The 23,635-nt window shown below is 59.4% G+C and carries 23 protein-coding genes; 14 read left to right on the forward strand and 9 right to left on the reverse strand.

The window, feature by feature from the left end:
• The first annotated feature begins 30 nt into the window (after positions 1–30).
• Complete coding sequence (locus IEX36_RS08695; protein ID WP_188758950.1) at positions 31–738, forward strand: response regulator; 708 nt, start codon at positions 31–33, stop codon at positions 736–738.
• A 17-nt stretch (positions 739–755) separates the two neighbouring features.
• Here the strand turns inward: IEX36_RS08695 and IEX36_RS08700 are convergent, their stop codons facing one another.
• On the reverse strand, positions 756–2,312 hold the full coding sequence (locus IEX36_RS08700) for a sulfatase family protein (RefSeq protein WP_188758951.1): 1,557 nt from the start codon (positions 2,310–2,312) through the stop codon (positions 756–758).
• 114 nt (positions 2,313–2,426) lie between these two features.
• On the opposite strand from IEX36_RS08700, the gene IEX36_RS08705 reads away from it, so the two are divergent.
• The 3 genes from IEX36_RS08705 to IEX36_RS08715 all read left to right on the forward strand — a co-directional run bounded on the left by IEX36_RS08705 (position 2,427) and on the right by IEX36_RS08715 (position 5,071).
• Positions 2,427–3,695, forward strand: a complete 1,269-nt coding sequence (locus IEX36_RS08705) for a D-tagatose-bisphosphate aldolase, class II, non-catalytic subunit (RefSeq protein WP_188758952.1) — start codon at positions 2,427–2,429, stop codon at positions 3,693–3,695.
• A gap of 44 nt (positions 3,696–3,739) precedes the next feature.
• Complete coding sequence (locus IEX36_RS08710; RefSeq protein WP_188758953.1) at positions 3,740–4,756, forward strand: YpdA family putative bacillithiol disulfide reductase; 1,017 nt, start codon at positions 3,740–3,742, stop codon at positions 4,754–4,756.
• Between the two features lie 93 nt (positions 4,757–4,849).
• Positions 4,850–5,071, forward strand: a complete 222-nt coding sequence (locus tag IEX36_RS08715; RefSeq protein ID WP_188758954.1) for a hypothetical protein — start codon at positions 4,850–4,852, stop codon at positions 5,069–5,071.
• Positions 5,072–5,190: 119 nt separating this feature from the next.
• Here IEX36_RS08715 and pelA read toward each other — a convergent pair whose 3' ends face one another.
• The 3 genes from pelA to tsaD form a co-directional block, all read right to left on the reverse strand.
• On the reverse strand, positions 5,191–6,480 hold the full coding sequence (pelA, locus tag IEX36_RS08720) for a pectate lyase (RefSeq protein ID WP_188758955.1): 1,290 nt from the start codon (positions 6,478–6,480) through the stop codon (positions 5,191–5,193).
• A gap of 191 nt (positions 6,481–6,671) precedes the next feature.
• The gene (gene cysS / locus IEX36_RS08725) at positions 6,672–8,168 is read right to left on the reverse strand and encodes a cysteine--tRNA ligase (protein WP_188758956.1); all 1,497 of its coding nucleotides are present in this window, start codon (positions 8,166–8,168) and stop codon (positions 6,672–6,674) included.
• A 77-nt stretch (positions 8,169–8,245) separates the two neighbouring features.
• Entirely contained in the window at positions 8,246–9,442 is a 1,197-nt protein-coding gene (gene tsaD, locus IEX36_RS08730) for a tRNA (adenosine(37)-N6)-threonylcarbamoyltransferase complex transferase subunit TsaD (RefSeq protein WP_188758957.1), read from the reverse strand.
• 21 nt (positions 9,443–9,463) lie between these two features.
• Here tsaD and IEX36_RS08735 point away from each other — a divergent pair, with 21 nt between their 5' ends.
• Both IEX36_RS08735 and IEX36_RS08740 read left to right on the forward strand, forming a co-directional pair.
• A complete protein-coding gene (locus IEX36_RS08735; protein WP_188758958.1) occupies positions 9,464–10,846 on the forward strand; it encodes a CCA tRNA nucleotidyltransferase in 1,383 nt (460 codons plus the stop codon).
• Between the two features lie 146 nt (positions 10,847–10,992).
• The gene (locus IEX36_RS08740) at positions 10,993–12,456 is read left to right on the forward strand and encodes a GH1 family beta-glucosidase (RefSeq protein WP_188758959.1); all 1,464 of its coding nucleotides are present in this window, start codon (positions 10,993–10,995) and stop codon (positions 12,454–12,456) included.
• A gap of 224 nt (positions 12,457–12,680) precedes the next feature.
• On the opposite strand, the gene IEX36_RS08745 is transcribed toward IEX36_RS08740, so the two are convergent.
• Both IEX36_RS08745 and IEX36_RS08750 read right to left on the reverse strand, forming a co-directional pair.
• Entirely contained in the window at positions 12,681–13,592 is a 912-nt protein-coding gene (locus IEX36_RS08745; protein ID WP_188758960.1) for an OmpA family protein, read from the reverse strand.
• A 257-nt stretch (positions 13,593–13,849) separates the two neighbouring features.
• Positions 13,850–14,416, reverse strand: coding sequence for a DUF2393 family protein (locus tag IEX36_RS08750; protein WP_188758961.1), 567 nt, complete (start codon positions 14,414–14,416; stop codon positions 13,850–13,852).
• 155 nt (positions 14,417–14,571) lie between these two features.
• Between IEX36_RS08750 and IEX36_RS08755 the strand changes: the two genes are divergently transcribed.
• A complete protein-coding gene (locus tag IEX36_RS08755; RefSeq protein WP_188758962.1) occupies positions 14,572–14,709 on the forward strand; it encodes a hypothetical protein in 138 nt (45 codons plus the stop codon).
• A 16-nt stretch (positions 14,710–14,725) separates the two neighbouring features.
• Here the strand turns inward: IEX36_RS08755 and IEX36_RS08760 are convergent, their stop codons facing one another.
• Positions 14,726–15,487 carry an ATP-binding protein gene (locus IEX36_RS08760; protein ID WP_188758963.1) on the reverse strand — a complete coding sequence of 254 codons (762 nt, stop codon included), beginning with the start codon at positions 15,485–15,487 and terminating at the stop codon, positions 14,726–14,728.
• A 203-nt stretch (positions 15,488–15,690) separates the two neighbouring features.
• Here IEX36_RS08760 and rpmE point away from each other — a divergent pair, with 203 nt between their 5' ends.
• The 3 genes from rpmE to IEX36_RS08775 all read left to right on the forward strand — a co-directional run bounded on the left by rpmE (position 15,691) and on the right by IEX36_RS08775 (position 17,630).
• On the forward strand, positions 15,691–15,924 hold the full coding sequence (rpmE, locus tag IEX36_RS08765; protein WP_188758964.1) for a 50S ribosomal protein L31: 234 nt from the start codon (positions 15,691–15,693) through the stop codon (positions 15,922–15,924).
• Between the two features lie 72 nt (positions 15,925–15,996).
• Positions 15,997–16,362, forward strand: a complete 366-nt coding sequence (locus tag IEX36_RS08770; protein ID WP_188758965.1) for a hypothetical protein — start codon at positions 15,997–15,999, stop codon at positions 16,360–16,362.
• Positions 16,359–17,630 carry a tRNA dihydrouridine synthase gene (locus IEX36_RS08775; protein WP_188758966.1) on the forward strand — a complete coding sequence of 424 codons (1,272 nt, stop codon included), beginning with the start codon at positions 16,359–16,361 and terminating at the stop codon, positions 17,628–17,630. Before IEX36_RS08770 ends, IEX36_RS08775 begins: the two co-directional genes overlap by 4 nt.
• Position 17,631: 1 nt before the next feature.
• Here IEX36_RS08775 and IEX36_RS08780 read toward each other — a convergent pair whose 3' ends face one another.
• Together IEX36_RS08780 and IEX36_RS17620 are read right to left on the reverse strand one after the other, a co-directional pair.
• Positions 17,632–19,227 (reverse strand): hypothetical protein, encoded by a 1,596-nt coding sequence (locus IEX36_RS08780; protein WP_229668819.1) that lies wholly within the window; start codon positions 19,225–19,227, stop codon positions 17,632–17,634.
• 17 nt (positions 19,228–19,244) lie between these two features.
• Positions 19,245–19,379 carry a DinB family protein gene (locus tag IEX36_RS17620; protein WP_263364909.1) on the reverse strand — a complete coding sequence of 45 codons (135 nt, stop codon included), beginning with the start codon at positions 19,377–19,379 and terminating at the stop codon, positions 19,245–19,247.
• Positions 19,380–19,454: 75 nt separating this feature from the next.
• Here IEX36_RS17620 and IEX36_RS08785 point away from each other — a divergent pair, with 75 nt between their 5' ends.
• The 4 genes from IEX36_RS08785 (at position 19,455) to IEX36_RS08800 (ending at position 23,630) form a co-directional block, all read left to right on the forward strand.
• Positions 19,455–20,306: a glycoside hydrolase domain-containing protein gene (locus tag IEX36_RS08785; protein WP_188758968.1), complete on the forward strand. Its 852-nt coding sequence runs from the start codon at positions 19,455–19,457 to the stop codon at positions 20,304–20,306.
• A 57-nt stretch (positions 20,307–20,363) separates the two neighbouring features.
• Entirely contained in the window at positions 20,364–21,812 is a 1,449-nt protein-coding gene (gene tldD / locus IEX36_RS08790; RefSeq protein ID WP_188758969.1) for a metalloprotease TldD, read from the forward strand.
• Positions 21,813–21,912: 100 nt separating this feature from the next.
• Positions 21,913–22,221: a hypothetical protein gene (locus IEX36_RS08795; protein ID WP_188758970.1), complete on the forward strand. Its 309-nt coding sequence runs from the start codon at positions 21,913–21,915 to the stop codon at positions 22,219–22,221.
• Positions 22,222–22,301: 80 nt separating this feature from the next.
• Positions 22,302–23,630 carry a TldD/PmbA family protein gene (locus IEX36_RS08800; protein ID WP_188759909.1) on the forward strand — a complete coding sequence of 443 codons (1,329 nt, stop codon included), beginning with the start codon at positions 22,302–22,304 and terminating at the stop codon, positions 23,628–23,630.
• Positions 23,631–23,635 lie beyond the last annotated feature (5 nt).

Consider the following 23,635-nt stretch of genomic DNA (forward strand, 5'->3'; position numbering starts at 1 on the left):
GCCGTGGAACATTTCGAGGAGATGTCACGCATGAAGGAAGCTGTGAAAAAAACCTCTGAGGCCGGAGCAGGTGTAACCCCCATTCGCGTCGTCGTCGCAGACGATCATCCAGTTGTCCGCTTTGGCGTCAGAAACATGCTCGAAAATGAGAATGGCTTCGAAGTCGTCGGCGAGGCCGAGGATGGCGATGTCGCCATTACACAGACACTCGAGCTCGAACCGGACATCCTGCTGCTCGACCTGTTGATGCCGCGTCTGCCTGGCCTCGAAGCGATGCGCGCCATCATGAGCAAATCGCCGCGTGTCAAGATCATCATGCTCACCAGCACCATCTCGACACAGCAGATCATTGAGGCCCTGCAGATTGGCGCGCGTGGCATCGTGCTGAAAGACGCCGTCGCCGGCGATCTGTCGAAGTCCCTGCGCGCCGTTCTCTCCGGTGATTACTGGATCGGTGGCGAGCGTGTCGCCAATCTAGTCTCCAAGTTGAATGAGTTGATGAAAGAGGCGGCGGCAGTACCCGAGCGCAAGACTTATGGGCTGACTCCGCGCGAGCTTGAAGTCGTCACCTGCATCGTCGAAGGATGCAGCAACAAAGATGTTGCCAAGCAGTTCTCCATCAGTGAAGAGACGGTCAAGCGGCACCTCTCGAATATCTTTGACAAAACCGGCGTTTCGACTCGTCTCGAACTGGCGCTGTTTGCCATCGCGCATAAACTCGTGGTGCTGGACAACTAGGCTAGCTCTTCGTGTTTTTAGCTGTGTCCTTGCGCACGTATTTCTTTTAATTTTGCGGCGAGTTCGCGGACAATCTCTGGGTGCGTCTGAGCAACGTTGTTTGCTTCGCTGATATCGTGGGCTAAATCGTAAAGTTGATACTCGACTCCCTCTGTATCTGTCCTGGAACCGTGGCCTCGGCCTACTGGCTGATTTGCATCGACCAGCTTCCATTGCCCCTTGCGAATCGCCAGAACGGTAGATTCCTCCACGATGTATTCGCGGCCGGTCTTCGCCTTCCCCAGTAGCGCCTGGATTTGATTCGTGCTGTCTGGAACTTCCCGTTCAGCGGCTGGCACACCCGCAAGAGTTCCAAACGAGGCCAGAAGATCGACCTGACCGACCAGGGCATCGGACGTGCCGGGCTGAATGTGTCCAGGCCAGGAGGTGATGAAAGGCATTCGCGTGCCGCCCTCGAAGATCGTGTACTTCCCTCCGCGAAACGCGCCAGCCGGCTTGTGCCCATTCAGGTGCTCTACTGAACCATCGGCATATCCATCATCGACGATCGGGCCGTTGTCGCTGCTGAACACGATCAGCGTATCGTCTGTGAGGTTGAGCTTGTCCAGAGTCTCCATCACCTGTCCAACGGCCCAGTCGAGCTGCTCAATTGCATCGCAGCGAATCCCGCAGGCGCTTGTATTGACGAACTGATTGTTGGGATCACGAGGAACATGAATATCGCTGGTAGCAAAGTAGAGGAAGAACGGCTGGCTCTTGTGTTCCTCGATAAATGAAGTCGCTTTCCGTGCCAGCGTCTTCTCCATCATCTCGTCGACCCAGCGCGCTGAATGGCCACCGCTCATGAATCCAATCCTGCTGATGCCATCGACGATCGTGCCGTCGTGACCGTCGCTCAGGCCCATTTTGAGCAGTTCCGGATGGTCGTGCCCGGTTGGATCGGTCCCGATATTCTCCTTGTAACTCACAACAATCGGGTCTTTCGGGTCGAGACCCACCACGCGATGGTTCTCCACATAGACGCACGGCACGCGATCCGGGGTCGCCGGAATGATGAAGGAATAATCGAACCCAACCTCATTGGGACCTGGGCGGATGTCGCCGTTCCAATCAATATTCCCATTACCAAGCCCCATATGCCACTTGCCGACGCATCCTGTGGCATAGCCTGCTCGCTTCAGTGTGGACGCCAGCGATGGCTTGGCCGGATCGATCAACAATGCCGCATCGCCAGGCAGGATATGTGCGCCCGGCTTACGCCAGGCATACTCACCGGTCATCAGCGCATAACGCGACGGAGTGCACGTAGCAGCATCAGAGTGCGCATCCGTAAACCGCAGCCCTCCCTTTGCGAGCTTGTCGATATTCGGGGTATGAACGCCGGTTCCCCCATAGCATCCGAGATCGCCATAGCCAACATCGTCGGAAAGAATCACCACGATATTCGGGAGTTTAGTTGTCCCAGCTAGAGCTTCTCCAAACATCGACTTCGGTGCCAGCGTAAGAGCCGAAGCAGAGAGTGCAAGCCCTTTAAGTGCTTCGCGGCGGGTGCAGAGAGAAGGCCTTCTAGTCATGACTCACTCCGTGACGGAAAATAACCACAAACCATTTGTTACTTTTTATCAAGTTTTGTTGTAAAAAGAAATAAAAGATTATTTTTCGCAACAACAAATAGCTCTTTACAGACCATGACCATTATCAGCCAGCTTCATACTTATTACCGCAGCGGTTCTCCCATCGGCATTTACTCAGTGTGTTCTGCGCACCCTCTTGTGCTTGAGGCTGCGATGCGCCAGGCAGTGATGAACGACTCCGCCCTGCTGGTAGAAGCCACATCCAACCAAGTCAACCAGCTCGGCGGATACACCGGAATGCGCACTGACGATTTCCGCGAGTTTGCACTTGGCCTTGCCAAAGTACATGGCCTTGCCCCGGAGAGGCTCATCCTGGGAGGCGATCATCTCGGTCCCAATCCCTGGCAACACCTTCCCGCCGAAGAAGCCATGTTGCTTGCTGAAGCGATGGTCACCGAGTATTCCCGCGCAGGCTTTACCAAGATCCATCTCGACGCCAGCATGGCGTGCAAGGGCGACCAGGCCCCCTTACCCGACAGTGTCGTCGCCGAGCGGGCGGCGCGCCTATGCCGTGCCGCTGAAGAAGCAAGCAGCGGCGCCCCAAGATACTACGTCATCGGCACGGAAGTACCGATTCCCGGAGGAGCCACAGAATCACTCAACGAGCTGCAGGTGACGTCGTATGCTCATGCAGAACGCACGCTCGAAATCCATCGCGAAGTATTCTTTGCCGCAGGCTTGCGCGACGTATGGCCGCGCGTCATTGCATTGGTTGTGCAGCCCGGAGTCGAATTCAACCACACCAGTGTTGTCGATTACGACTCAAGCAAAACTGTAGACCTGTGCAAGCTGCTACGCGACAAAGACCATATCGTCTTCGAGGCCCACTCTACTGACTACCAAAAGCCATTCGCATATAAAGAACTGGTCCGCGATGGGTTTGCGATTCTGAAGGTCGGCCCTGCCCTAACCTTTGCCCTGCGCGAGGCCCTCTTCGCACTCGAACGCATTGAGCAGGAGTTAGTTCCTCATGGTCGCTGCTCGCACCTGGCCGAGACCGTCGAACGGGTCATGCTTTTGCATCCCGAACACTGGCACAAACACTACCACGGCAGTCCAGAGGAGTTGCGTCTGCTGCATCGTTATAGCTACAGCGACCGCATCCGCTACTACTGGCCGGCGCCAGAGGTGAGGGCAGCAGTCGATCTGCTGATGACGAACCTTGAGTCAACCGGCGTGCCGGAGACATTACTTTCGGCAATCATGCCCGATCAGTACAGGGCCGTGCGAGCGGGTGATCTGCGAGCAACCCCGCACGAACTCACCATCCACAGAATCCAGCAGGCTCTCCAGCCATACGCCTCCGCCTGTATTCCCGGATAACCCTTCGTCTCTGTCACTGCTTTCACCTTCGATAAGATGAAGGTATGAGCAATAGCGCAGGCACAGAGATGGTCGATCTGCTTGTGATTGGCGCAGGGCCTACCGGGTTGGCCTGCGCGATCGAGGCGCAGCGTGCGGGCTTCTCAACCCTTCTCGTGGATAAGGGTTGTCTCTGCAACTCGCTCTTTCACTATCCCGCAAACATGGTCTTCTTCACGACGCCGGAGTTGCTCGAAATCGGCGACATGCCTTTCTCCAGCCCAAATCAGAAACCCAACCGCAGTGAGGCGCTTGAGTACTACCGCAAAGTCGCCGACCATTATCGCCTCGACATTCGCCAGTATGAGAACGTCGAACGCGTCACGGGCAGCGAGGGCGATTTCACCGTCCACACGACCGACCGCTTCGGCCGCGCACTCGAACACCATGCCCGCAGACTCGTCGTGGCAACTGGCTATTACGACCTGCCCAACTACCTCGGCATCCCTGGCGAAGACCTGAACAAGGTGCGCCACTACTACGACGAGCCACATCCCTTCTACGGACTCGACGTGCTGGTTATCGGCGGCAAGAACTCGGCGGCGATTGCGGCTCTCGATCTGTGGCGGCACGGCGCGCATGTAACCCTCGTGCATCGCGGGCCTGAGATGCACAGGCACGTGAAGTACTGGATCTTGCCCGACATCAACAACCGCATCAAAAACGGCGAGATCAAGGCGTACTTCAACAGCACCGTCGCACACATCTCTGAAGATGAAGTTGCCTTGTCCACACCTGAAGGCCCCAAAACGCTCAAGAACCACTTCGTCTTCGCGCTGACGGGATATCACCCGGACTTCACCTTCATCGAACAGCTTGGGATAAAGCTGGATGAAGGCAATGACCGCCGCCCTATCTGCGACCCGGTGACCTTAGAGAGCAACGTGCCGGGCATTTATCTGGCCGGTGTCATCGTTGCAGGCGAGCGGACGAACGAGATCTTCATCGAAAACGGCCGCTTTCACGGACAAGCCATCGCCAACGCACTTCTCGCAAAACGTTCAGAGCGGGCTCTGACCTGATAACGGCGGGTCGTGCATACGCATCTAACTCTTCAGAGTCCATTGCCAGCGGCGTAGTATTAAAGTATGTCGCGAGGATGGGAGAGCAAATCCGTGGAAGAACAACAAGCACAGGCAGCAACTCCGAAGCCTCTTACACCAGATTCCAACGCAGAGGCTGCAGAGCGTAAACGGCAGCGGCAGGCGCTGGAGTTGCAGCGCGAACGCATCCTGTCGGAGCGAACATCCAGCCCACACCGGCGTTCAGCACTCGCCTTGGCGCTTGCCGATATCGAAGAGAAGCTGGCGGAGCTGGGCTGGACCATCCACATGTAGGCTTGCAGTGCCACAAGCACCAGCTAGCAGTGCTGAGTACGCATCGCTGTGTGCTGCGGCAAGCCTGGACATTCTGAGAATCAAAGGCTACGAGTTCTCGCGCCCCCCATGTTTTCCATTTAGCTGTGTGATTTCCTCCAGGCGGTATACGTTTCGATGGCCTGTTCAGGACCAGCGCTGAACCAGGAGTAGCCATTGCGGCGCTCAAGAGAGAGTTCGTTGACATTGTCGTGGATGGTCTTATCGCGGTCACCGAAGATAGACTTGCCCGTAGTAAGGCTGTAGTAGCGCGCCCAGATTGGCCCTGCTCCGGCTTGCGCCACCAGATGCCTGCCTCCGGGCGTACGACGTCCCCCTGTCCACTCTTCTCCATCAACGGCTGCCTGTTTGAGCCACGCGACTCCCGCATTAATCGCACTCACAACAGCAGCCGAAGGGTGCGGCAGTGACATCAGGTAAATCAGCACATCGGAGCTTTCGCCAGAGGACAGAGCCGCGGGCTCGAAGTTCCTGCCCGAAACTGGCTGCAGCGTGAGCGCGTCGTGTTGTTGCGCCCAGACTGTCTTCTTTCCGTTAACCACAATCTGCGTCGCCAGAATGCACTGGAGAGCATGGTCCGCTGCGGCAGCCGCCTCATGGCGCAACTTTGCCGGAACAAATGCGTAATCGCCTTGCCCTCCAGCCACATCGGTCAAGGTCTCGGCTGATTCAGTAACCGCATTGTCGTTGTAGGTGATGGCGTCGTGATAGCCGCCTTCGAGCGGCCAGACCTGCGGCCAGCCTCCATTGGGAAACTGCGCGGACAGCAGATAGTGAATGCCACGTAGAAAGCTGGCGCGATACTTATCGCCTTCGTGTCCCGGCGTCTGGCCGGAGACGAGCGCGAGGAAGTGCAGCTCGGTGTTTGTGGCGTCGTTGTCGAGAGTGCCGACGTAGTTCCAATTTGGATCTTTGGGGGTGTCGAAATCGTCCGGGCCGAGGAAGCGGGAGATATTGTCAGTCGTGTAGCTCTGCCCCGGCTGACGAAGTGGTCCGCTCATGTCGAGGTTCTTGCTCCAGCCGCCGGCCGGAGTCTGGAAGCTGACGATCACGTCGGCGATGTGGCGAGCTTCCACGCTACCGTACCACGCTGCATCGCGGTGGAGCGGCATCGAGCGTCCGCTGAATGCTTCCTTCGGCACTGGAGGGATCGGGACACCGGGCTTGCGCTCAGCGGCCAGCGCGGCCTTGTCCTTGCGCATCTGCTCTTCAGAGCGCCTGAGATACGCCATCCACGCGGCGCGCTGGCCTTTGGGCAAGATGGCGATGCGTGCAGCCGTAATGGATTCAGCAGGCTTGCTGGCGCCGATGACCGCCGCGTTGAGCGGGGCCACCACGAGGAGGCAGAGAAGAAATGAAGGAATCCGCATAAGAGGTCAGACCAATACCGTCTTCTACGTTGCACCCTGGGAAAAAGACTCAGCTCTGGTGGACGCGATGTTCCATTTTCAGGAAATGGCGGTGCCGCGGGAGGAAACCGCGGGTCCTTCGACTCCGCCTCTCGCGATAAAACTGCGAGAGGCTTCGCTCAGGATGACACTTCATTTGGATCGGATTGGCGTTACTTCCGCTTCCAGCGCACGCCGTCTTTGGAGTCCTCGATGAGGATGCCTTTGCTGAGCAGATCGTTGCGGATGGCGTCGGCACGAGCAAAATTGCGTGCCTTCTTCGCTTGGGTGCGCTCGGCGACCAGCGCCTCGATGTCGGCGTCGGAGAGCGAGAGCGTCGCAACCAGTTCGGGTGATGCTTCGCCGAGGCGGCCTTCAGTCTCGGCCCACGCGAGAGCCGCGCGCGTGATGGCAGCATCATTGTCAGTGAGGACCGCGAAGACGCCGTCGAAGAGTGTGAGCACTTGTAGGGCTGATTCTGTGTCACGCTTCGTGAGTTTGCCCGCGTCGGCGGCGATGTTGACGGCGCGAACCATATCGAAGACTGCTGCGCGTGCCTCGGCGGTGTTCAGGTCGTTGGCGAGTGCGGCTCGATACTTGCGCTCGGACTCAGCTATCAGCGTTGCCAACTCGGAGTCTGCGGGTTCGTCAGACCATTTACCTTCGACGAGCCTGCGGTGGAACGTGCGGAGGCGGTCGATGGCGTTCTTGCTCTCTTCCAGGCTCTCGAAGGTGAAGTTCATCTGGTGCCGGTAGGGCACGGAGATGAGCAGGAAGCGGATAGCCGACGCACGATGGCCCTTGAGCAACAGGTCGCGGAGCGTGTAGAAGTTGCCCTCGGACTTCGACATCTTCTTGCCTTCGACCAGCAGGAAGCGGACGTGCATCCAGTGGCGAACGAAGGTATGCCCGTTGGCCGACTCGGATTGGGCGATCTCGTTCTCGTGGTGCGGGAACATGAGGTCTTCGCCGCCGGCATGGAGGTCGATGTTCACGCCAAGGAACTTCGTCGCCATCGCCGAGCACTCGATATGCCAGCCCGGGCGCCCTGCGCCGAGCGCTGTGTCCCAGGACTGCTCGCCGGGCTTGGCGGCCTTCCAGAGGGCGAAATCGCGCGCAGCATCTTTGTCGTACTCGTCCACATCGACGCGTGCGCCGTCTTCGATCCCCTCGAAGTCTTTCTTCGACAGCTTGCCGTACTCAGGAAAGCGCGCGATGCGGAAGTACCAGGAGCCGTCTTCGGCGCGGTAGGCGATGTCTTTGTCCGCGAGCTTTTCGATCAACCCAACCATATCGGGGATGGACTCGGTGGCGCGGGCAATCTGTTCCGGGCGCTGAATGGAGAGTGCTTCGAGGTCTTCAAAAAATGCCTTCTCGTACTTGGCCGTGTACTGCGAGATGGGCAGCGAAGCAGCGGTAGCGTTGCGGATGATCTTGTCGTCCACATCGGTCACGTTCATGACATGCTGCACCGAAATACCCTGCTGCAGAATGACGCGGCGCAGCACATCGACGTGCAGGAACGTGCGGAAGTTGCCGATGTGGCCGTAGTCGTAGACTGTCGGGCCGCAGCAGTAGATGCGCATTGCCGGGCCGGGAAGGGGCGCGAGCGATTCGATTTTGCCGGAGAGCGTATTGAAGAGCTGGATGCTGGAGTTCTCTTGTGCCACGTGCGCTTTGTCCCTGCCGCTGCCGGGCTCGGGGCACGGCGCTGGTGCTGATTTTGTTGGTGTCCCTGAAGATTTTACTATTGCTGGCCCAGCCGGAGTTGCGGCGTCGCCCCAAGGTCTTCTGGAGCGAAGTTTCCGGCAAGAAACTTAGGCCAGGCCGCAGCAGCGATCATGGCGGCATTGTCGGTGGAAAGCGCCAGCGACGGAAATGCCACCGGCAGGCTGCGGCGATCGGCTTCTGCCTGAAAGCGGCGGCGAAGCTCACGATTCGCCGCGACTCCACCCGAAACGATAATGCCACGCGCACCGAACGCCTCGGCAGCAGCGAAGGTCTGGCGCAGCAGGTTGCCGACGACGGCGTGCTGGAAGCTGGCGATCAGGTCCAGTGTCTGCGGGTTGCAGAGCTGCACCGCTTCCGGCGACTGCGGCTTGATCTGTGGATTGGCAGCAAGCTCTGCATGGCGATACTCGATTCCCGGCTTCATGTGGTGCGTTTCGACATAGCGGCGGGCAGCGGTCTTGATACCACTGAAAGAGAAGTCGAACGCTGGCGCAGGCTTTCCAGGCTTCTGCGATGAGGAATGCTTGCTGTGTTCGGCTTGAGCGGCCTTTGTGGCGCGAGTCTTGATTTGGCCGAAGGCGAACGGCACGGCCCGCGGATTGCCATGCGGCGCGAGCGCGTCGATCCACGGACCACCTGGGTAGCCGAGACCGAGCAGCTTGGCGACCTTGTCGTAGGCCTCGCCCGCCGCGTCGTCCACCGTGCGACCCACATTGCGATAGGTCCACGTGTCATTCGCCGCCTGTTCCGCAAGATACAGATGCGTGTGGCCGCCTGAGACAACCAGCGCCAGCAGAGGAAGCTCCATCGGAACACCCGCTCGCTGTCGTGCTTCGAGCAGCACAGCGTGGATGTGGCCTTCGAGATGGTTGACGGCAACCAACGGCTTGCCGAGGCCGAAGCTGAGCGCCTTCGCATAGGTAATGCCGACCAGCAGCGCGCCTGCCAAGCCGGGTCCTTCGGTCACGGCAACAGCGTCGAGATCGGCGAGAGCAACTTTGGCTTGCGCGAGGGCTTCGCGGACGACGGGTACGATGTTGCGCAGGTGCTCGCGGCTGGCCAGCTCCGGGACGACTCCGCCGTAGTTGGCATGCAGCGACATCTGCGATGCAACCACATTGGAGAGCGCGGTGCTTCCTGCGCGCACGACGGCGGCAGCGGTCTCGTCGCACGAGCTTTCAATGCCAAGAATCAGTCCCGCCGCTTCAGCCATCTCTTTATCATAGGTGACACGATGCCTCATCCCGTGACAGACAACCCGAAGTACGCTGCCGCTCGCAGAATCGCATTGCTACTGCGCGAGCACGGCCACCAGGCGTATTTCGCGGGCGGGTGCGTGCGCGACCTGCTGCTTGGAGTTGGGCCGAAGGACTTTGACGTGGCGACTTCGGCTACGCCTGATGAAGTGCTCGAACTCTTCCCGAAGGCCCTGACCGTGGGCGCGCACTTCGGCGTGGTACTCGTGCGCGACGGCGACGTTTCAACTGAGGTAGCTACCTTCCGGCACGACGGCGTCTACAGCGATGGCCGCCGTCCCGACGCGGTGCGCTTTTCCTCTGACCCGCGCGAGGATGTGCAGCGCCGCGACTTCACCATCAACGGAATGCTGCTCGATCCGGTGGTCTTTGAAGAAACCGAAGACGCGGCGAAGGCCGCGCTCGATTTTGTTGGCGGACGCAGCGATCTCGCGGCGGAGACTCTCCGCGCTATCGGCGACCCAACCGTGCGCTTTGCCGAAGACAAGCTGCGAATGCTGCGTGGCGTGCGCTTCGCCTCGCGGCTTGGCTTCGAGATTGAACCGTGTACGCTCGCCGCAATGCGCGCGGACGCGGCAAGCATCCACCAGGTGAGCGCTGAACGCATCCGCGATGAACTGACCCTGATGCTGACCGAAGGCCGCGCGCGTACTGCATTTGAGTTACTCGACTCAACCGGGTTGCTCGCGCAGATCCTGCCCGAGGTTGTACGCTTGCACGGCGTCGCACAACCACCGCAGTTCCATCCGGAAGGCGATGTGTGGGTCCACACAATGCTGCTGCTTGAGAAGCTTCCTGCCGGGGCATCGCCGACGCTCGCCTGGGGTGCGCTCCTGCACGACATCGGCAAGCCCGCAACCTTCCAACCGCCCAATCCAGCTATAGCCGGCGACCGCATCCGCTTTAATGGCCACGTCGAAGTTGGTGTGCGTGTAGCGGAGGTCATTCTTCGCCGCCTGCGCTTTTCCACCGATGACACAGAGCAAATCGCCGCGCTGGTCAAAAACCATATGCGCTTCGGTGATGTCATGGAGATGCGCGAGTCCACACTCAAGCGCTTTCTGCGTCTGCCTCACTTTGAGGAACACCTGGCGCTGCACCGAATGGACTGCCTCTCCGCGCATTGCGACCTCTCACTCTACGAGTTTGCGAAGCGGCATTATGAAGCAGCACAGCCAGAGATCATCCACCCGAAGCTTCTGCTGACAGGTTATGAGCTAATCGCAGCGGGCTACAAACCGGGTCCCGAGTTCAAGGCGATGCTCGAAGCCGCCGAAGATGCGCAACTGGAAGGCAGCATTTCCGACAAACAACAAGCTCTTGAACTGGTGCGCGAACGCTTCGGTCTGCCACCCACCTAGCGCGAAGACCTGCCCCACATGAAAACAGTGGTCCGACTTCTAAATCGTTTTACTTATCACGGTGAATCGTTATAGCTTTGTAATGTCGCGGCGCTCTCACATTGCTGCGCAGGTCGTCTCGTGCGACCAAAGAAGGAGAACTGCCCATGTACCATAAATTTTCAAGACGCAGCTTCGGCCGCCTGCTCGGCGTTGCCGCTGGAGCAGTATCGCTTCCCGTTGCTACTTCGGCGCTCTCCAGCGCCGAAGCCCCCTCCGGTGCAGGCAGCGCGCATAAGTTCCCCGAAGGCTTTCTATGGGGATCGGCTACGGCGTCGTACCAGGTAGAAGGCGCTGTGCATGCTGATGGACGTGGTGTGTCCATCTGGGACACCTTCTCGCACACCCCGGGCAAGACCTTCGATGGAGACACAGGCGACGTGGCTGATGACGACTACCGCCGCTACAAGGAAGACGTTCAGCTGATGAAGGCGCTTGGCCTGCACACGTGCCGCTTCTCGATTGCGTGGCCGCGCATCTTTCCTGAGGGCACGGGCGCGCCAAACCCCAAAGGCCTGGACCATTACAACCGCGTGGTGGATGAGTTGCTCGCCAATGGAATCCAGCCCTACGCCACGCTGTACCACTGGGACTTGCCGCAGGCGCTCGAGGACAAGGGTGGCTGGCAGAGCCGTGCAACATCGGAAGCCTTCGCGCACTATGCCGGATACGTGACCGCGCACCTCTCCGACCGCGTGCGGCATTTTATGACCACCAACGAGATCAGCACCTTCACCGAGCTTGGCTACGGAACAGGAACACATGCCCCGGGATTGAAGCTCAGCCGTGCAGGACTGGCGCAGGTGTGCCACAACGCTGTGCTGGGACAAGGCCTCGCAGTCCAGGCAATTCGCGCGAGCGCGCGGCCCGGCACGAAGGTGGGTTTGGCCGAGAACATCATCGCCGTAACCCCCGTAGTGAACACCCCGGAGCATATTCAAGCAGCCGCAATAGCGATGCGCGAAGAGAATGCCCCCTACATGAATGTCGTTCAGACGGGCGAATACACCGACGCCTACCTGAAGCGGCTCGGGGCCGATGCGCCGAAGTTCACCCCGGAAGACCTGAAGACGATCTCCAGCAAGCTCGACTTCGCCGGGATCAATATCTACCAGCCAACGTATGTGCGCGCCAGCGATTCGCCTGAAGGTTATGCCATCGTTCCTCCACCAGCGTCGTACCCACACATGTACAGCCCCTGGATCACCATTGGCCCGGAAGCTCTCTACTGGGCGCCAAAGCTGGCAACTCAGATATGGAATATTCCTGAGCTTTACATCACAGAGAACGGCGCATCATCGGCCGATGTCATGACGCCGGAGGGAACGGTACTCGATACAGATCGTGTCATGTATCTGCGCAATTATCTGACGCAGCTCCACCGCGGTGTCTCTGAAGGCGTGCCGGTCAAGGGCTACTTCCTATGGAGCTTGCTTGACAATTACGAGTGGGCCGATGGCTACGAAAAACGCTTTGGTATCCACTACGTTGACTTCAAAACGCAGAAGCGCACGCCGAAGCTGAGCGCAGCATTCTATAAAGAAGTCATTGCGCGAAACGCCCTGGGATAAGGCATTCGACGGAACAGGACCAGAGATAGAGCTCGAAGTGGGCAGATCTGAACCAGCCATAAGAAACATCGACAAAAAACATAGGCAAAAAAACGGCCCCTCATCGAGGGGCCAATCTGCCTTGGTTCTCTCTGGTTAGGAGAGCTTGGTGCGGGTGCGATCTTGGCCGCATTCCCGGCAAACTTGAGGGCGGCGAGGAGAACAACGCCGCCCTTGGGGGAGGGCTACTGGTTGTTCATCTCAGACGGGTTGCTGGTCCCGGTCTGGGCTGAAGCTGCAGGTGCGGCAGGTGCCGTATTCGCCGCCGAGTTCGCGTTCATGGTTGCGAGGCTGTTGTGCATCAAAGCCACGCGAACGCCGTTGTGGATCGTGTCGCCGCCCTCGTCGGACTTGGCGGTATCGCGTCCCATGCCGGTCTTGTAGATACGGTAGACAGGAACCTGGTGCTCGGTAACGAGATAACGCGCAACCGCGTCTGCCATGGCCTGCGAGTTAGCAATGCCCGAACGGCTATAGCCCTGAACCTCGATGATGTAGCCCTTCTCGTTTGGCAAGGTGGTTGCCAAGTTATCGAGGTCCGCCTTACCCTTCGGTCCCAGCGAGGTGCGACCAGAAGCAAAAGGAATCGTGGTCGCTGAAACCTGCTGATAGTTGTCCAGGTTGCCAACGGTCGTATTCAGCGAGTTCTCACGGGTGCTGGTGTTGTCAGCAAGCGTTTGGGCTGAGTTGGCGCGGTTTGACGCGTCCTGAGCATGTTGGTCAGCGGTGCCTGCGGCATCCATCGCCTTGTGGATTCCAGCCTGAGCACGGCTGTCTACATCACGAATATCGTTAGCATTCTTGGCCTGAAGCTGATCCAACTCGTTGTCACGATCACGGATCGGATCAAGCTGCCTCTTCACCCACTTCTTGCGGGCGAATGGGTTTACGTGACCCCAGAAGCCTTCCTTCGACTGCATCTGGAGCGGCTGCCCGGTCGCATAGGTCGAACTATCATTCGGATTCATGCTGCTGGTAGCAGCGGGTTGCGTCGATGTTGGCTCAGGCGTGCTGGCGGTCTGGGCAAACGCTGATACACCCAAAGCACCTCCCAGCACGAGCACTGCAAGGCTAATGTTCTGCGTAGCTTTCTTCATGGTCTAGCTCCTGATCTTTAACAGTGCGTCCGGCGTTACAGACGCCATCACGCATATACCTAGAGCAGGTTGCATGCCAAACCCAAGCAAAATATTTATCTAATTGAATCTTATGAGCTTAGAAGAAAAATCCGAAACAAATGACATCGACAACTCCTATTCGCTCAAGCAATTTGTACCAGTAGCCCGGAAAGTATTGCCGGGAGTCGGGACTAGTCAAGCTATGCCCTACCTAGGCCTGTCATAAGCCTTTAGCCCTATTTCGTCTCAACCCCGATGATATGAACCTCAGGCATCTGCATATTCCAGTTATCAGGAATCGACTCGAAGATGAGCCTGAAATCGCGATCATCTCCAGGTTTGAGTGGATTGGAGGCCACTGACTGGGTATCGATATAGGGCTCACGCGTACGGATGAAGGTCATCGGAAGCGTCTCGATCCGTGGCGGCATTCCCTCGTCATTGCGGAAGATGACCTGCACCGAAATCCCGATAACAGTCTTGTCTCCGGCATTGTGAATGTGACCATCAACAAACGTACTCTTTCCACCAACATAGCTGTCCGACTCGCTCATGGCGAACTGCGAAAGCGGCAGGTTCGTCGCATAGGCAGCCAGCGGTTGGATTGTGTTTGTTGGAGGCCCGCTCTTGCGGCGTCCGACAACAAGAAGGACCACAACCACGGCCAGCACCACAACACCAGCCACGACCCAGGCAACCGCCGGCATGCGTGCGTCGCCTGCAGGCTTCGTCTCAAACATGGCCGGGGAAGGCTGCTCTGGCTTCTCTGTCGGACTGTTGCCCATACTCTGCTCGTCGCTCATAAGCCGAAATTTTATACCGCACGGGAGCTCCTCATCCGAAAAGGGAACCCAGCCGTTAACCCATCAGAAGATTCTGCATATTTTCACGTCTCCGCAGAACTTTCTGAAGCAGAATCGCGTTAAGAATCATCAGTTAGGCAGTGAGGAGAACCGCAATGGACAGCCAATTCGACAAAATGCCCTGCCCAGACCGCGATGTGGCCGCTATGGCAGCGATGCCGGTTCCGTCCGACTACCTGTATCAGTTCGCAGCCATAACATTCGTCCTGTTCATGCTCGCGACGATATTTTAGGCGACCTTCCAGAGCTTCAGCCGAAGCTTGCCCGCTTGATCTTCTGACGGAAGTCTTCTCCCTGCATCTCAACCACAACGCACATCTCCTGAAGCCGCGACCTCATGCGCTCGCCGATGCGGTCTCCAAGCGTCTCCTCGCGCACAGCCGCCTTGATTCCCGCGTCAGCGCCCAGTGGGGGCAGATTCGGATAGTTGGTCGTGATGATGGTCGTGCGCCGGTCGTTATAGCGCGTATTCAGAATGTGGGCGACCGTATCCCATACCCAGTCAGTTGGCTTCGACGCACCGAGCTCGTCCAGAACCAGTACCTCAGCCTCAAAGACCGGCGCCAGAATTTCAAGCTCAGTCGCAGCGACCTGCCGGTTGTAGCTGTTCTGCACCTGCTTGAGCAGGTCGCGGTAATCGCAGAACAGGCCCGTCGCGCCTCGCTCAGCCACCAGCGCCTGCAAGATACCGACGGCAAGGTGCGTTTTACCGACGCCGATGGCCCCGGTCAGCAGCAGGCCAGTGCCATCCGTCTCAAGCGGATAGCTCTCCACAAACTTCCTCGCCCGCAAAAGTCCCGCCTGGAGCGACCGGTGCGATGAGGGAAAGTTCGTCTCGTAGTTATCGAGCGTGCAGTGCTCGTAACGGCGCGGAATCGCCGCATGAGCAAGCCGTCGCGCTGTGCGCCGCTCACCCCGGCAGGAGCACTCCTGGGCAAACTGCGTACCATCGTCCCGCCGCACAATCCGCAGCCCCGACCCTTCACACTTTTGGCAGACCTCGATCGTCACCGTCTCAGTATCGCAGCAGCCCGACCTGGCATGCCTGTGCGAATCCAGCGCGAATCTAGGATATTCCGTCCAAATACGCTAAAATAAAGAAACTGCCTGCATGATCGGCGGTGCGACAGGCTCTTCGATGTGACGGTGACCACACCCGTTCGCAAGCGATCCGCGCCCACAGGCACAAGTTCAGCAAAAGGATAGCTATTACCATGCCCAAAGAGGGAATCCACCCGAAGTACGAAACCATCACCGTCAAGTGCGCCTGCGGCAGCCACTTCGAGACCCGCTCCACCCACAAGGGGGACATCGTCCTCGAAATCTGCTCCAACTGCCACCCGTTCTTCACCGGCAAGCAGAAGCTGGTCGACACGGCAGGCCGCGTCGAGCGCTTCCGCCGCAAGTTTGCCAAGAGCGATGCAGCCAAGGCCGAGGCCGCGAAGTAAGCGGAGCCAATATCAACCAAAGGCCTCCGCATCTGCGGGGGCCTTTGTACGAGAACGTGGCCGGAGCGTCACATGAACCTTCGCCAGCAGCTCGCAGCAGATCTCGGCAGCAAAATCGCCGGTTGCACCGTTGGAGTGAAGTTCGGCCACGGCTCGCTTGAAGTCGACAACAAGGTCTTCGCATTCACCCGGCCTGACGAAAGCGCAGCGTTGAAGCTCCCTGCCACACGCATTGCCGAGCTGATCGCCGACAGCGAGATCCACCACCTGCGGATGGGAGAGCGAACCATGCGCGAGTGGGTCGTCATTCCCAACATCGCAGCGCCGCACAACCTTGGGCTGCTGCACGAAGCCAAGACTTATGTCGCCTCGCTTCCCAAAACAGAGCGCCGTAAGACCGCAACCAAAGCAGCGAAGAAAGCTACGAAGAAGCAATGAAGAAGCGGTACACACTCGAGCAGAAGCGCTGGGACGCGCCGGTTGAGCACGCGATGCCCAGACACAGCCGTGTGCCTGCCAGCTTCTCTATCGGCAACGTCAAAATCGCACCGGCGACCGTGCTCGCTCCGATGGCCGGCGTGACCGACACCGTCTTCCGCCGCTTCATCAAGAACGCAAGCCAGTTCAGCGCCGCCGTCACCGACGCAGACGTGGCGCAGGAGACGACCAACCAGCAGTCCGGCTGCGGCCTTATCATGACGGAGTTCACCTCCGCCGACGGACTCTCTCGAATGCGCGAGACCAAGCGCAAGCGCTACCTGACCTACTACGACGACGAGCACCCGATTGCAGCGCAGCTCTTCGGCTCAAACCCGGAGACACTCGCCGAATCGGCACGCATCGTTCAGGATGCGGGCTTCGATATCGTCGACTTAAATCTCGGCTGCCCCGCCAAACGCGTCGTTGCCTGCAATGGCGGCTCTGGCCTGTTGAAAGACCTGCCGCAGATCGAGCGCATCTTCAAGGCCATCCGCGCCGCGGTGACGATTCCCTTTACGGTGAAGATCCGCATGGGCTGGAACGACAAGAACATCGTCTGCGTGGAGCTGGCGAAGCTGGCCGAAGACTCCGGCCTGAACGCTGTAGCCCTGCACGCCCGCACACGCGAGGACGGCTACACCGGCCAGGCGCGCTGGGAGTACATCGCCGCCTGCAAAGACGCGGTGAAGATTCCCGTCATCGGCAACGGCGACATCCGCACTCCGGAAGACGCTGCCGCGATGGTTGAAAAGACCGGCTGCGACGCCGTGATGATCGGCCGCACTGCGCCGGCAAATCCGTGGATCTTTCGCCAGATCGCGCAGTACACCGCGACCAAGGACGCGACCGGCGCAGGCACCTACGACGTGCCCACCAACGAAGACCGGTACCACATGATCCGCACCTACTTCCAGATGCTGGTCGATGAGATAGCCATCGAAGAGGCCGCCGAAGCCGCACGCGCTGCCGCCATCACTGCCGCCGGTCAAACCGCGCGCGAGCAACGCCACCGCGACTGCGTAGGCAAGATGAAGCAGTTCGCCAGTTGGTTCACGCATGGCGTTCCAGGCGGAGCTGCGTTGCGCAAGCAAATCTTCGAATCAAAAAATGGCACCGCAGTACTCGGCGCAATCGAACGGTTCTTCGAGTCTTCCCATGAAGCAGTCGCCGAAGACATGCTCGTGGACAATACTTCGCTCGAAGCCATCGGCGCAGGCTGCGACTGACTCACTCACCGCTGCGCTTCCGCCAAATCACCTTCACCTGCTCGCGCCAGCGCTCTCCAAGGGCAACCAGCATCCACTCCACCCGCGGCGACAGATGCTTCAAAACAATATCCGTCGCCGGATGCACACGCAGCGCCGGAGCCACCAGGTAAAGCCGCGGAGCATCGGCAGACAGATAAATGCCACCGAAGTACCCATGCCGTTGAAACTCTCCCAATCCGCTCACCTGATCGGGATTCTGCAGATGGTGCCAGCGAACGTGCACCCAGTAATCCAGCCCTTGCAGTGCAAGGTGCAGGTCTTCATCCGCCTTCAGCTCAATCACAGCCAGGCGGCCATCGCGCGACACGCTCAACAAGTCCAGCATTCCACGGTCGGAAGCTGCAAACGCCGGCACCTGCGTATACACATGCTTCGGATCGAGCCGCGAATCGATTGGTTCAACATCGCGCCGGAGCACACTCTCAAGCCATCGCTCCGGCTGCATCCGATAAAGCGGATCGCGCGTGTCGCCGCCAACAACGCGGCGGGCAAAGAGTCGCGAGATCAACTCGCGCAATTGCATTTCATTTGCATCAGTCAACGAAGTCTCATTGGCGCCCGCGCCGAAGGTAATCTCCTGAGCGCTATTAAAAGAATTGCCAGAGTAACCCATCCGCACACGTGCAAACTCCAGCCCATGCAGCAGAAAAGCCAGCTCCGTTCCGCTGCGAATGCGCTGCTCAACCTCCCCGCGCATCGTCTCCGGCACCAGCGCCATCACACGCTCTGCCGAAGCAGCAAAACGATCACGCGCAGTCTGTATATTCGGCGCGCGGACTAGGCGCGTCAGCAGATTGCCATGATCGGCAGCATCACGTTGCTCCAACTCTTCCGTCGCCTGGTCCAGCTCCCACAGCTCCCACTGCGCCAGAGCAGGATTCAGCCATGCCAGCCGCGAGAGCGTCAGTGCAGACATTCCACGCGGCACAATCATCTTCAAGCCCTGATAAACCCTGCGTCCATCGCCCAACTCACGGCAATAATTCAGCCATAGAATCCCCAGCGTCAAAATGCCATCTACGACGACATGTGATTCCTCGTCGTTGACGCCAATCACGGCCCAGGCCTTTTGCCCCTGCACCAGCGAGCCTCGCGCATACGCTGGACCAAAGCTATGCTCCAGGTCCATCGCCGTGCGAAACGCTTCCGGCTTGAACTCAGGAAAGTTCCGCACAAGCACGCGCTCCAGCACCCGTAAATACTTCACACGCGTAGCCTCGCGCGTCGAGGGCGTGCGCCGGTCGCGATTGGCAATCAACTCCAGGCTCTGCGGCTTGCTCTGCCCAAAGCGCAACGCGCTCATCCGCAGGATGCCATCCCGCGTCCGTGTCCCAGTGATGCGCCGAACAATATTGCGCTGCTCACTCCACAAGTGCAGCGTGCAGCGGCCATGATCCATATCGAGCGAGTACTTCGCCTCGCGCATATCAAAGATGGCCTTCCCCTCCTCGAGCACGGCCGCATGAGGATGCTCTGCGAGAAATGCCTCAATCGCAGTTGCAATCTGTTCGGCTGTCTGCTCCTGTCCGGCTGTCACGGAGCGGTGCGTAGGCACGGACTTCATCCTGTCAGCTACCAGCCCTTCCGCTCACGAAGCCGCATCACATGGGCGGCGCGATGCCGCGAGTGCCGGGCATACATCATCGCCTCGAACTCGACGGTCTGCCGGCCATTCTCCGGATATCGAAGATCCATCTGCGTGTTCATACCGCTCTCCTTGAAACACACATCGAAGTCTATAGAGAGCACGTTAGCATACTGCTTGTGTACTCTGAGAAAAGCATGGTCTCCCGAAAACACCTGCTCGCCGCCAGCCTCATCCTGCTCACACTCGCAACATTCGCTCGCGCTCAACAATCATCGACGGCGCGCAAAAGTTATATTGGCTTCGACCTGAACCTCTATCCCGGCGACAATGATTTGCCAGCATTGCGTAAGCACTTTGCCTTTGCCGGATACTGGCTCAACACACCTCCCGGCGAAGACACAAACACGTGGCTGGGCAAACGCGACGCGCTGATCCGCAACGGCTTTGGCTTCCTTGTTCTGTTCAATGGACGCGTGGACGCCGAGCTTATGAAGGCGCAACGCGCACACACATCTCCCGAATCGCTTGGCCAAAAAGACGCTGCCGCTGCCATCGCCGCAGCTCAGCGCGAACACTTCCCTGCTCACACCATCATCTTTCTCGACCAGGAAGAAGGCGGGCGACTGCTCGATGAACAGGCCGCTTATCTCTTCGCCTGGACCGAAGCCGTCGCTCATTCCGGCTATCTTCCTGGCGTCTACGCCAGCGGCCAGCCTGTCAGCGAAGGCCACGGGCACACCATCACCACCGTACAGGACATTCGCGAACAAGTCGCAGCCAAGCACCTCCACCCAATCGCCATCTTCGTCTACCAGGACGCCTGCCCGCCCTCCAATGGCTGCACGCTCAACCCTCCGTCTATCGCAAAGAGTGGAACTCCCGATGCACTCGTCTGGCAGTACGCGCAGTCGCCACGGCGCAAGTCCATCACACGTGCCTGCGCCAAAACCTACTCCTCTGATGGCAACTGCTACGCGCCAAATACGCCAAAGCTGCTGCTCGATATGAGCGTATCCGACTCGCCCAACCCCTCACACGGGCGCTGACCAGCCCATTCGGGGCATTTGCCGCACCTCCTGCACGCGCCTATCATCTAACTTAAGATGACGAAACCCGCCCCGGACCACAAACGCTACTTCATCGACAAGCTCGGCGTCTCCGAACGCCTGATGGAACGATGCCTCGGCGAGGCGCTCTCGGCCGGTGGCGATTATGCCGACCTCTACTTTGAGTCCGTCACCTCGACCTCGCTCGGCATCGACGAGTCGCTGGTCAAGACCGCAAGCCAAGGCATTAGCGTGGGCTGCGGCGTGCGCGTCGTCTCCGGCGAGCGCACCGGCTACGCCTACACCGACGACCTCTCGAGCGACCGCCTGCTCCGCGCCGCTCGCACTGCCGCACTGATCGCCAGCGGACCAGCTAAGGAACTGATGAGCGGCTTCCGCCAGCCCGAATCCGCGCAGTCGCTCTATCCCATCGCAGGCGCGACCAGCGATGCTGAGATCTCCGCCAAGCTCGCCCTCATCGAGCGCGCTGATAAGGCCGCCCGCGCGTACGACCCGCGCATCGTGCAGGTGCGCGCCGGCTTCAACGATGAGTTGCGCCGCATCCTCGTCGCCGCCTCCGACGGCACGTTCGCCTCAGATACGCAGCCGCTCGCGCGACTCAACATCTTCGTCATCGCCACGGATGGGACCAATACGGCGCGGGGAACCTCGGGCGGCGGCGGCCGCGTCACCATGGATTTCTTCGAGGGCACGAAGTCTCCTGAGCACTTCGCCCGCGAAGCCGCTCGCACTGCCATCCTGCAACTGAGCGCCATCGATGCTCCTGCAGGCGAGATGCAGGTCGTTCTCGGCCCCGGCTGGCCCGGCGTGCTGCTGCACGAGGCGGTCGGCCATGGCCTCGAAGCCGACTTCAATCGCAAGAAAACCTCTGCTTTCGCCGGATTGATTGGTCAACAAGTGGCCAGCCCCAAAGTCACGGTCGTTGATAACGGCCTGATGCCCGGACGCCGCGGCTCGTTGAACGTGGACGACGAAGGCACGCCCACTCAGGAAACGGTGCTGATTGAAAACGGCATCCTCAAAGGCTTCCTCTCCGACAAACTGAACGCGCGTCTGATGGGAATGCCGAACACGGGCAGCGGACGCCGCGAGAGCTATCACCACATCCCCATGCCGCGCATGACGAACACCTATATGCTCAACGGCGAAGACATGCCGGAGGACATCCTTAAGAGCGTCAAGCGCGGCCTCTACGCGGTGAACTTCGGCGGCGGCCAGGTGGACATCACCAACGGCAAGTTCGTTTTCTCGGCCTCGGAAGCGTATCTGATTGAAGACGGCAAGGTCACTGCGCCAGTCAAGGGGGCAACGCTGATTGGCAACGGCCCCGAAGCGCTCAAGTATGTCTCGATGGTCGGCAACGATCTCGCGCTCGATGAAGGTATCGGCACCTGCGGCAAGGCTGGACAATCCGTGCCCGTCGGCGTGGGGATGCCGACAGTGAAGCTCGATCGCATGACCGTCGGAGGGACGGGGCAGGCCTGAAGTTGCAGGATCCACTCAGCCAGCGGGCTGCCTGGGCAAACAGCACTGGAAAGTACCACCTAACGTCACGACCAACGGCACCAGGAAACATGAGGCATCTATGGCAGCGGAACGGGAAAGATTTTACGAGTGCGAAGTGAAGCGTCGCCGCGTCAGGGCCACCGGCGGTTATGAACCTTTCTGGAAGGTGAAGTCGGTCGAGGAAGCGCTGGGCGACAACGACACGGAGTTCCGCTGCCAGTTCTGCGGCGGTGCGGTCAAGATATTCAGGCGCCGATCCAGAGAAGGCCCGGCCGCTCATGTGGAGCACAAGCTGAAGTCCGACTCCGAATACTGCGGGGGCTGCATTGCCTTTATCAATGCGACCGATGGCCGCAGCGCAAGACAGTCTTCATCCCCTGTTCAGTGAGGTTTTGAACTGTGCCGCAGACAGCATCCGCTACCACTGCCGAGCTGAAAGAGCTCGCTACTGACGTTGTCGCCAGGGCCATGAAGGCCGGGGCCACCGACGCCGAAGCTGTCCTCTACGAAGGCGATGAGTTCTCCGCGCTCGTTCGTCTTGGTCAAGTCGAGCAGCTCAAGGAGTCCGGTTCGCGGGCCATTGGGCTGCGCGTCTTTATCGGACAGCGCGTGGCGAGCACGTCGTCGTCGGACTTCTCGCACGAGAGCATCGACCGTCTCGTCGAAGGGGCCATCACGCTGGCAAAGATCACCAGCGAAGATCCCTTCGCCGGGCTGCCGGAGCCGAACGAATACGGCAAACTGGAAGGCGACTTGAACCTCTTCTTCGACGACGTGAACCAGATGCCGCCAGCCGAGCGCATCGAGATCGCGCGACGCACCGAGGCCGCAGCGATGGCCTGCGACACTCGCATTCAGAACTCGGGCGGCGGCGACTTCGATACCGCCACCGCGCACAAGATCATGGTGAACTCACGCGGCTTCGCGGGCGAGTACCGCAGCAGCTACTGTGGCTTCTCCACCCAGCCCATCGCGCAGGACGCAGCCGGCAACATGCAGCGCAACTACTGGTTCTCCGCCGCGCGCACGACGAAGAAGCTCGACTCACCCGAGGCCGTTGGTCAGGAGGCCGCGCGGCGCACGCTGCAACGGCTCGGCGCACGACAGGCGAAGACGCAGAAGGCCCCAGTCGTCTTCTCCCCTGAGATTGCGAGATCGATCATCGGAAACATCTTCGAAGCAGCCAACGGCGACGCCATCTACCGCAACGCATCCTTCTTCGCGGGCAAACTCGGCGAACAGGTGGCAGGCGAAAACATCACTGTCATCGACGACGGCACTCTGGTGTTTGATGAAGGCGATATCAAGATAGGGGGCTTCGGCACACGTCCCTTCGACGGCGAAGGCCTGCCCACGCGCCGCACCGTACTGATCGAGCGCGGCATCCTGAAAAACTACGTCACCAACACCTACACGGCGCGCAAACTAGGCACGCAATCCACCGGCAATGCCTCGCGCGGCCTCGCCGGAAACCCTGGCATCGGCGCCGGCAACTTCTTCCTGGAGCCCGGCACCCTCACTGCCGAGCAAATCATCGGTGACGTAAAAAGCGGCCTCTACGTCACCGAAGTCATGGGCTTCGGCGTCAACCTCGTCACAGGCGACTACTCGCAAGGCGCCAGCGGTCTCTGGATTGAAAACGGCGAACTTGCCTATCCAGTCGAAGAGATCACCATCGCAGGCAACTTCAAGGACATGTACAAAAACATCGTCGCGATTGGCAATGACCTCGTCTTCCGCAGCGCAAGCGCATCACCCACGATTCGCATCGATGGAATGACCATCGCAGGGTCATAGCCGCG

Origin of the sequence: Edaphobacter acidisoli, from assembly GCF_014642855.1 — a bacterium.
In the GTDB taxonomy this organism is placed as follows: Bacteria; Acidobacteriota; Terriglobia; order Terriglobales; family Acidobacteriaceae; genus Edaphobacter; species Edaphobacter acidisoli.

Coding starts and splice junctions, on each gene's coding strand:
- IEX36_RS08795 (WP_188758970.1), top strand. CDS start 21,913: ATGGCAGCGGAACGGGAAAGATTTTACGAGTGCGAAGTGAAGCGTCGC.
- IEX36_RS08705 (WP_188758952.1), top strand. CDS start 2,427: ATGACCATTATCAGCCAGCTTCATACTTATTACCGCAGCGGTTCTCCC.
- IEX36_RS08755 (WP_188758962.1), top strand. CDS start 14,572: ATGGACAGCCAATTCGACAAAATGCCCTGCCCAGACCGCGATGTGGCC.
- rpmE (WP_188758964.1), top strand. CDS start 15,691: ATGCCCAAAGAGGGAATCCACCCGAAGTACGAAACCATCACCGTCAAG.
- IEX36_RS08750 (WP_188758961.1), bottom strand. CDS start 14,416: ATGAGCGACGAGCAGAGTATGGGCAACAGTCCGACAGAGAAGCCAGAG.
- IEX36_RS08695 (WP_188758950.1), top strand. CDS start 31: ATGAAGGAAGCTGTGAAAAAAACCTCTGAGGCCGGAGCAGGTGTAACC.
- IEX36_RS08775 (WP_188758966.1), top strand. CDS start 16,359: ATGAAGAAGCGGTACACACTCGAGCAGAAGCGCTGGGACGCGCCGGTT.
- IEX36_RS08745 (WP_188758960.1), bottom strand. CDS start 13,592: ATGAAGAAAGCTACGCAGAACATTAGCCTTGCAGTGCTCGTGCTGGGA.
- IEX36_RS08770 (WP_188758965.1), top strand. CDS start 15,997: ATGAACCTTCGCCAGCAGCTCGCAGCAGATCTCGGCAGCAAAATCGCC.
- tsaD (WP_188758957.1), bottom strand. CDS start 9,442: ATGGCTGAAGCGGCGGGACTGATTCTTGGCATTGAAAGCTCGTGCGAC.
- IEX36_RS08740 (WP_188758959.1), top strand. CDS start 10,993: ATGTACCATAAATTTTCAAGACGCAGCTTCGGCCGCCTGCTCGGCGTT.
- tldD (WP_188758969.1), top strand. CDS start 20,364: ATGACGAAACCCGCCCCGGACCACAAACGCTACTTCATCGACAAGCTC.
- IEX36_RS08700 (WP_188758951.1), bottom strand. CDS start 2,312: ATGACTAGAAGGCCTTCTCTCTGCACCCGCCGCGAAGCACTTAAAGGG.
- IEX36_RS08735 (WP_188758958.1), top strand. CDS start 9,464: ATGCCTCATCCCGTGACAGACAACCCGAAGTACGCTGCCGCTCGCAGA.
- IEX36_RS08800 (WP_188759909.1), top strand. CDS start 22,302: ATGAAGGCCGGGGCCACCGACGCCGAAGCTGTCCTCTACGAAGGCGAT.
- pelA (WP_188758955.1), bottom strand. CDS start 6,480: ATGCGGATTCCTTCATTTCTTCTCTGCCTCCTCGTGGTGGCCCCGCTC.
- IEX36_RS08710 (WP_188758953.1), top strand. CDS start 3,740: ATGAGCAATAGCGCAGGCACAGAGATGGTCGATCTGCTTGTGATTGGC.
- IEX36_RS08785 (WP_188758968.1), top strand. CDS start 19,455: ATGGTCTCCCGAAAACACCTGCTCGCCGCCAGCCTCATCCTGCTCACA.
- IEX36_RS17620 (WP_263364909.1), bottom strand. CDS start 19,379: ATGAACACGCAGATGGATCTTCGATATCCGGAGAATGGCCGGCAGACC.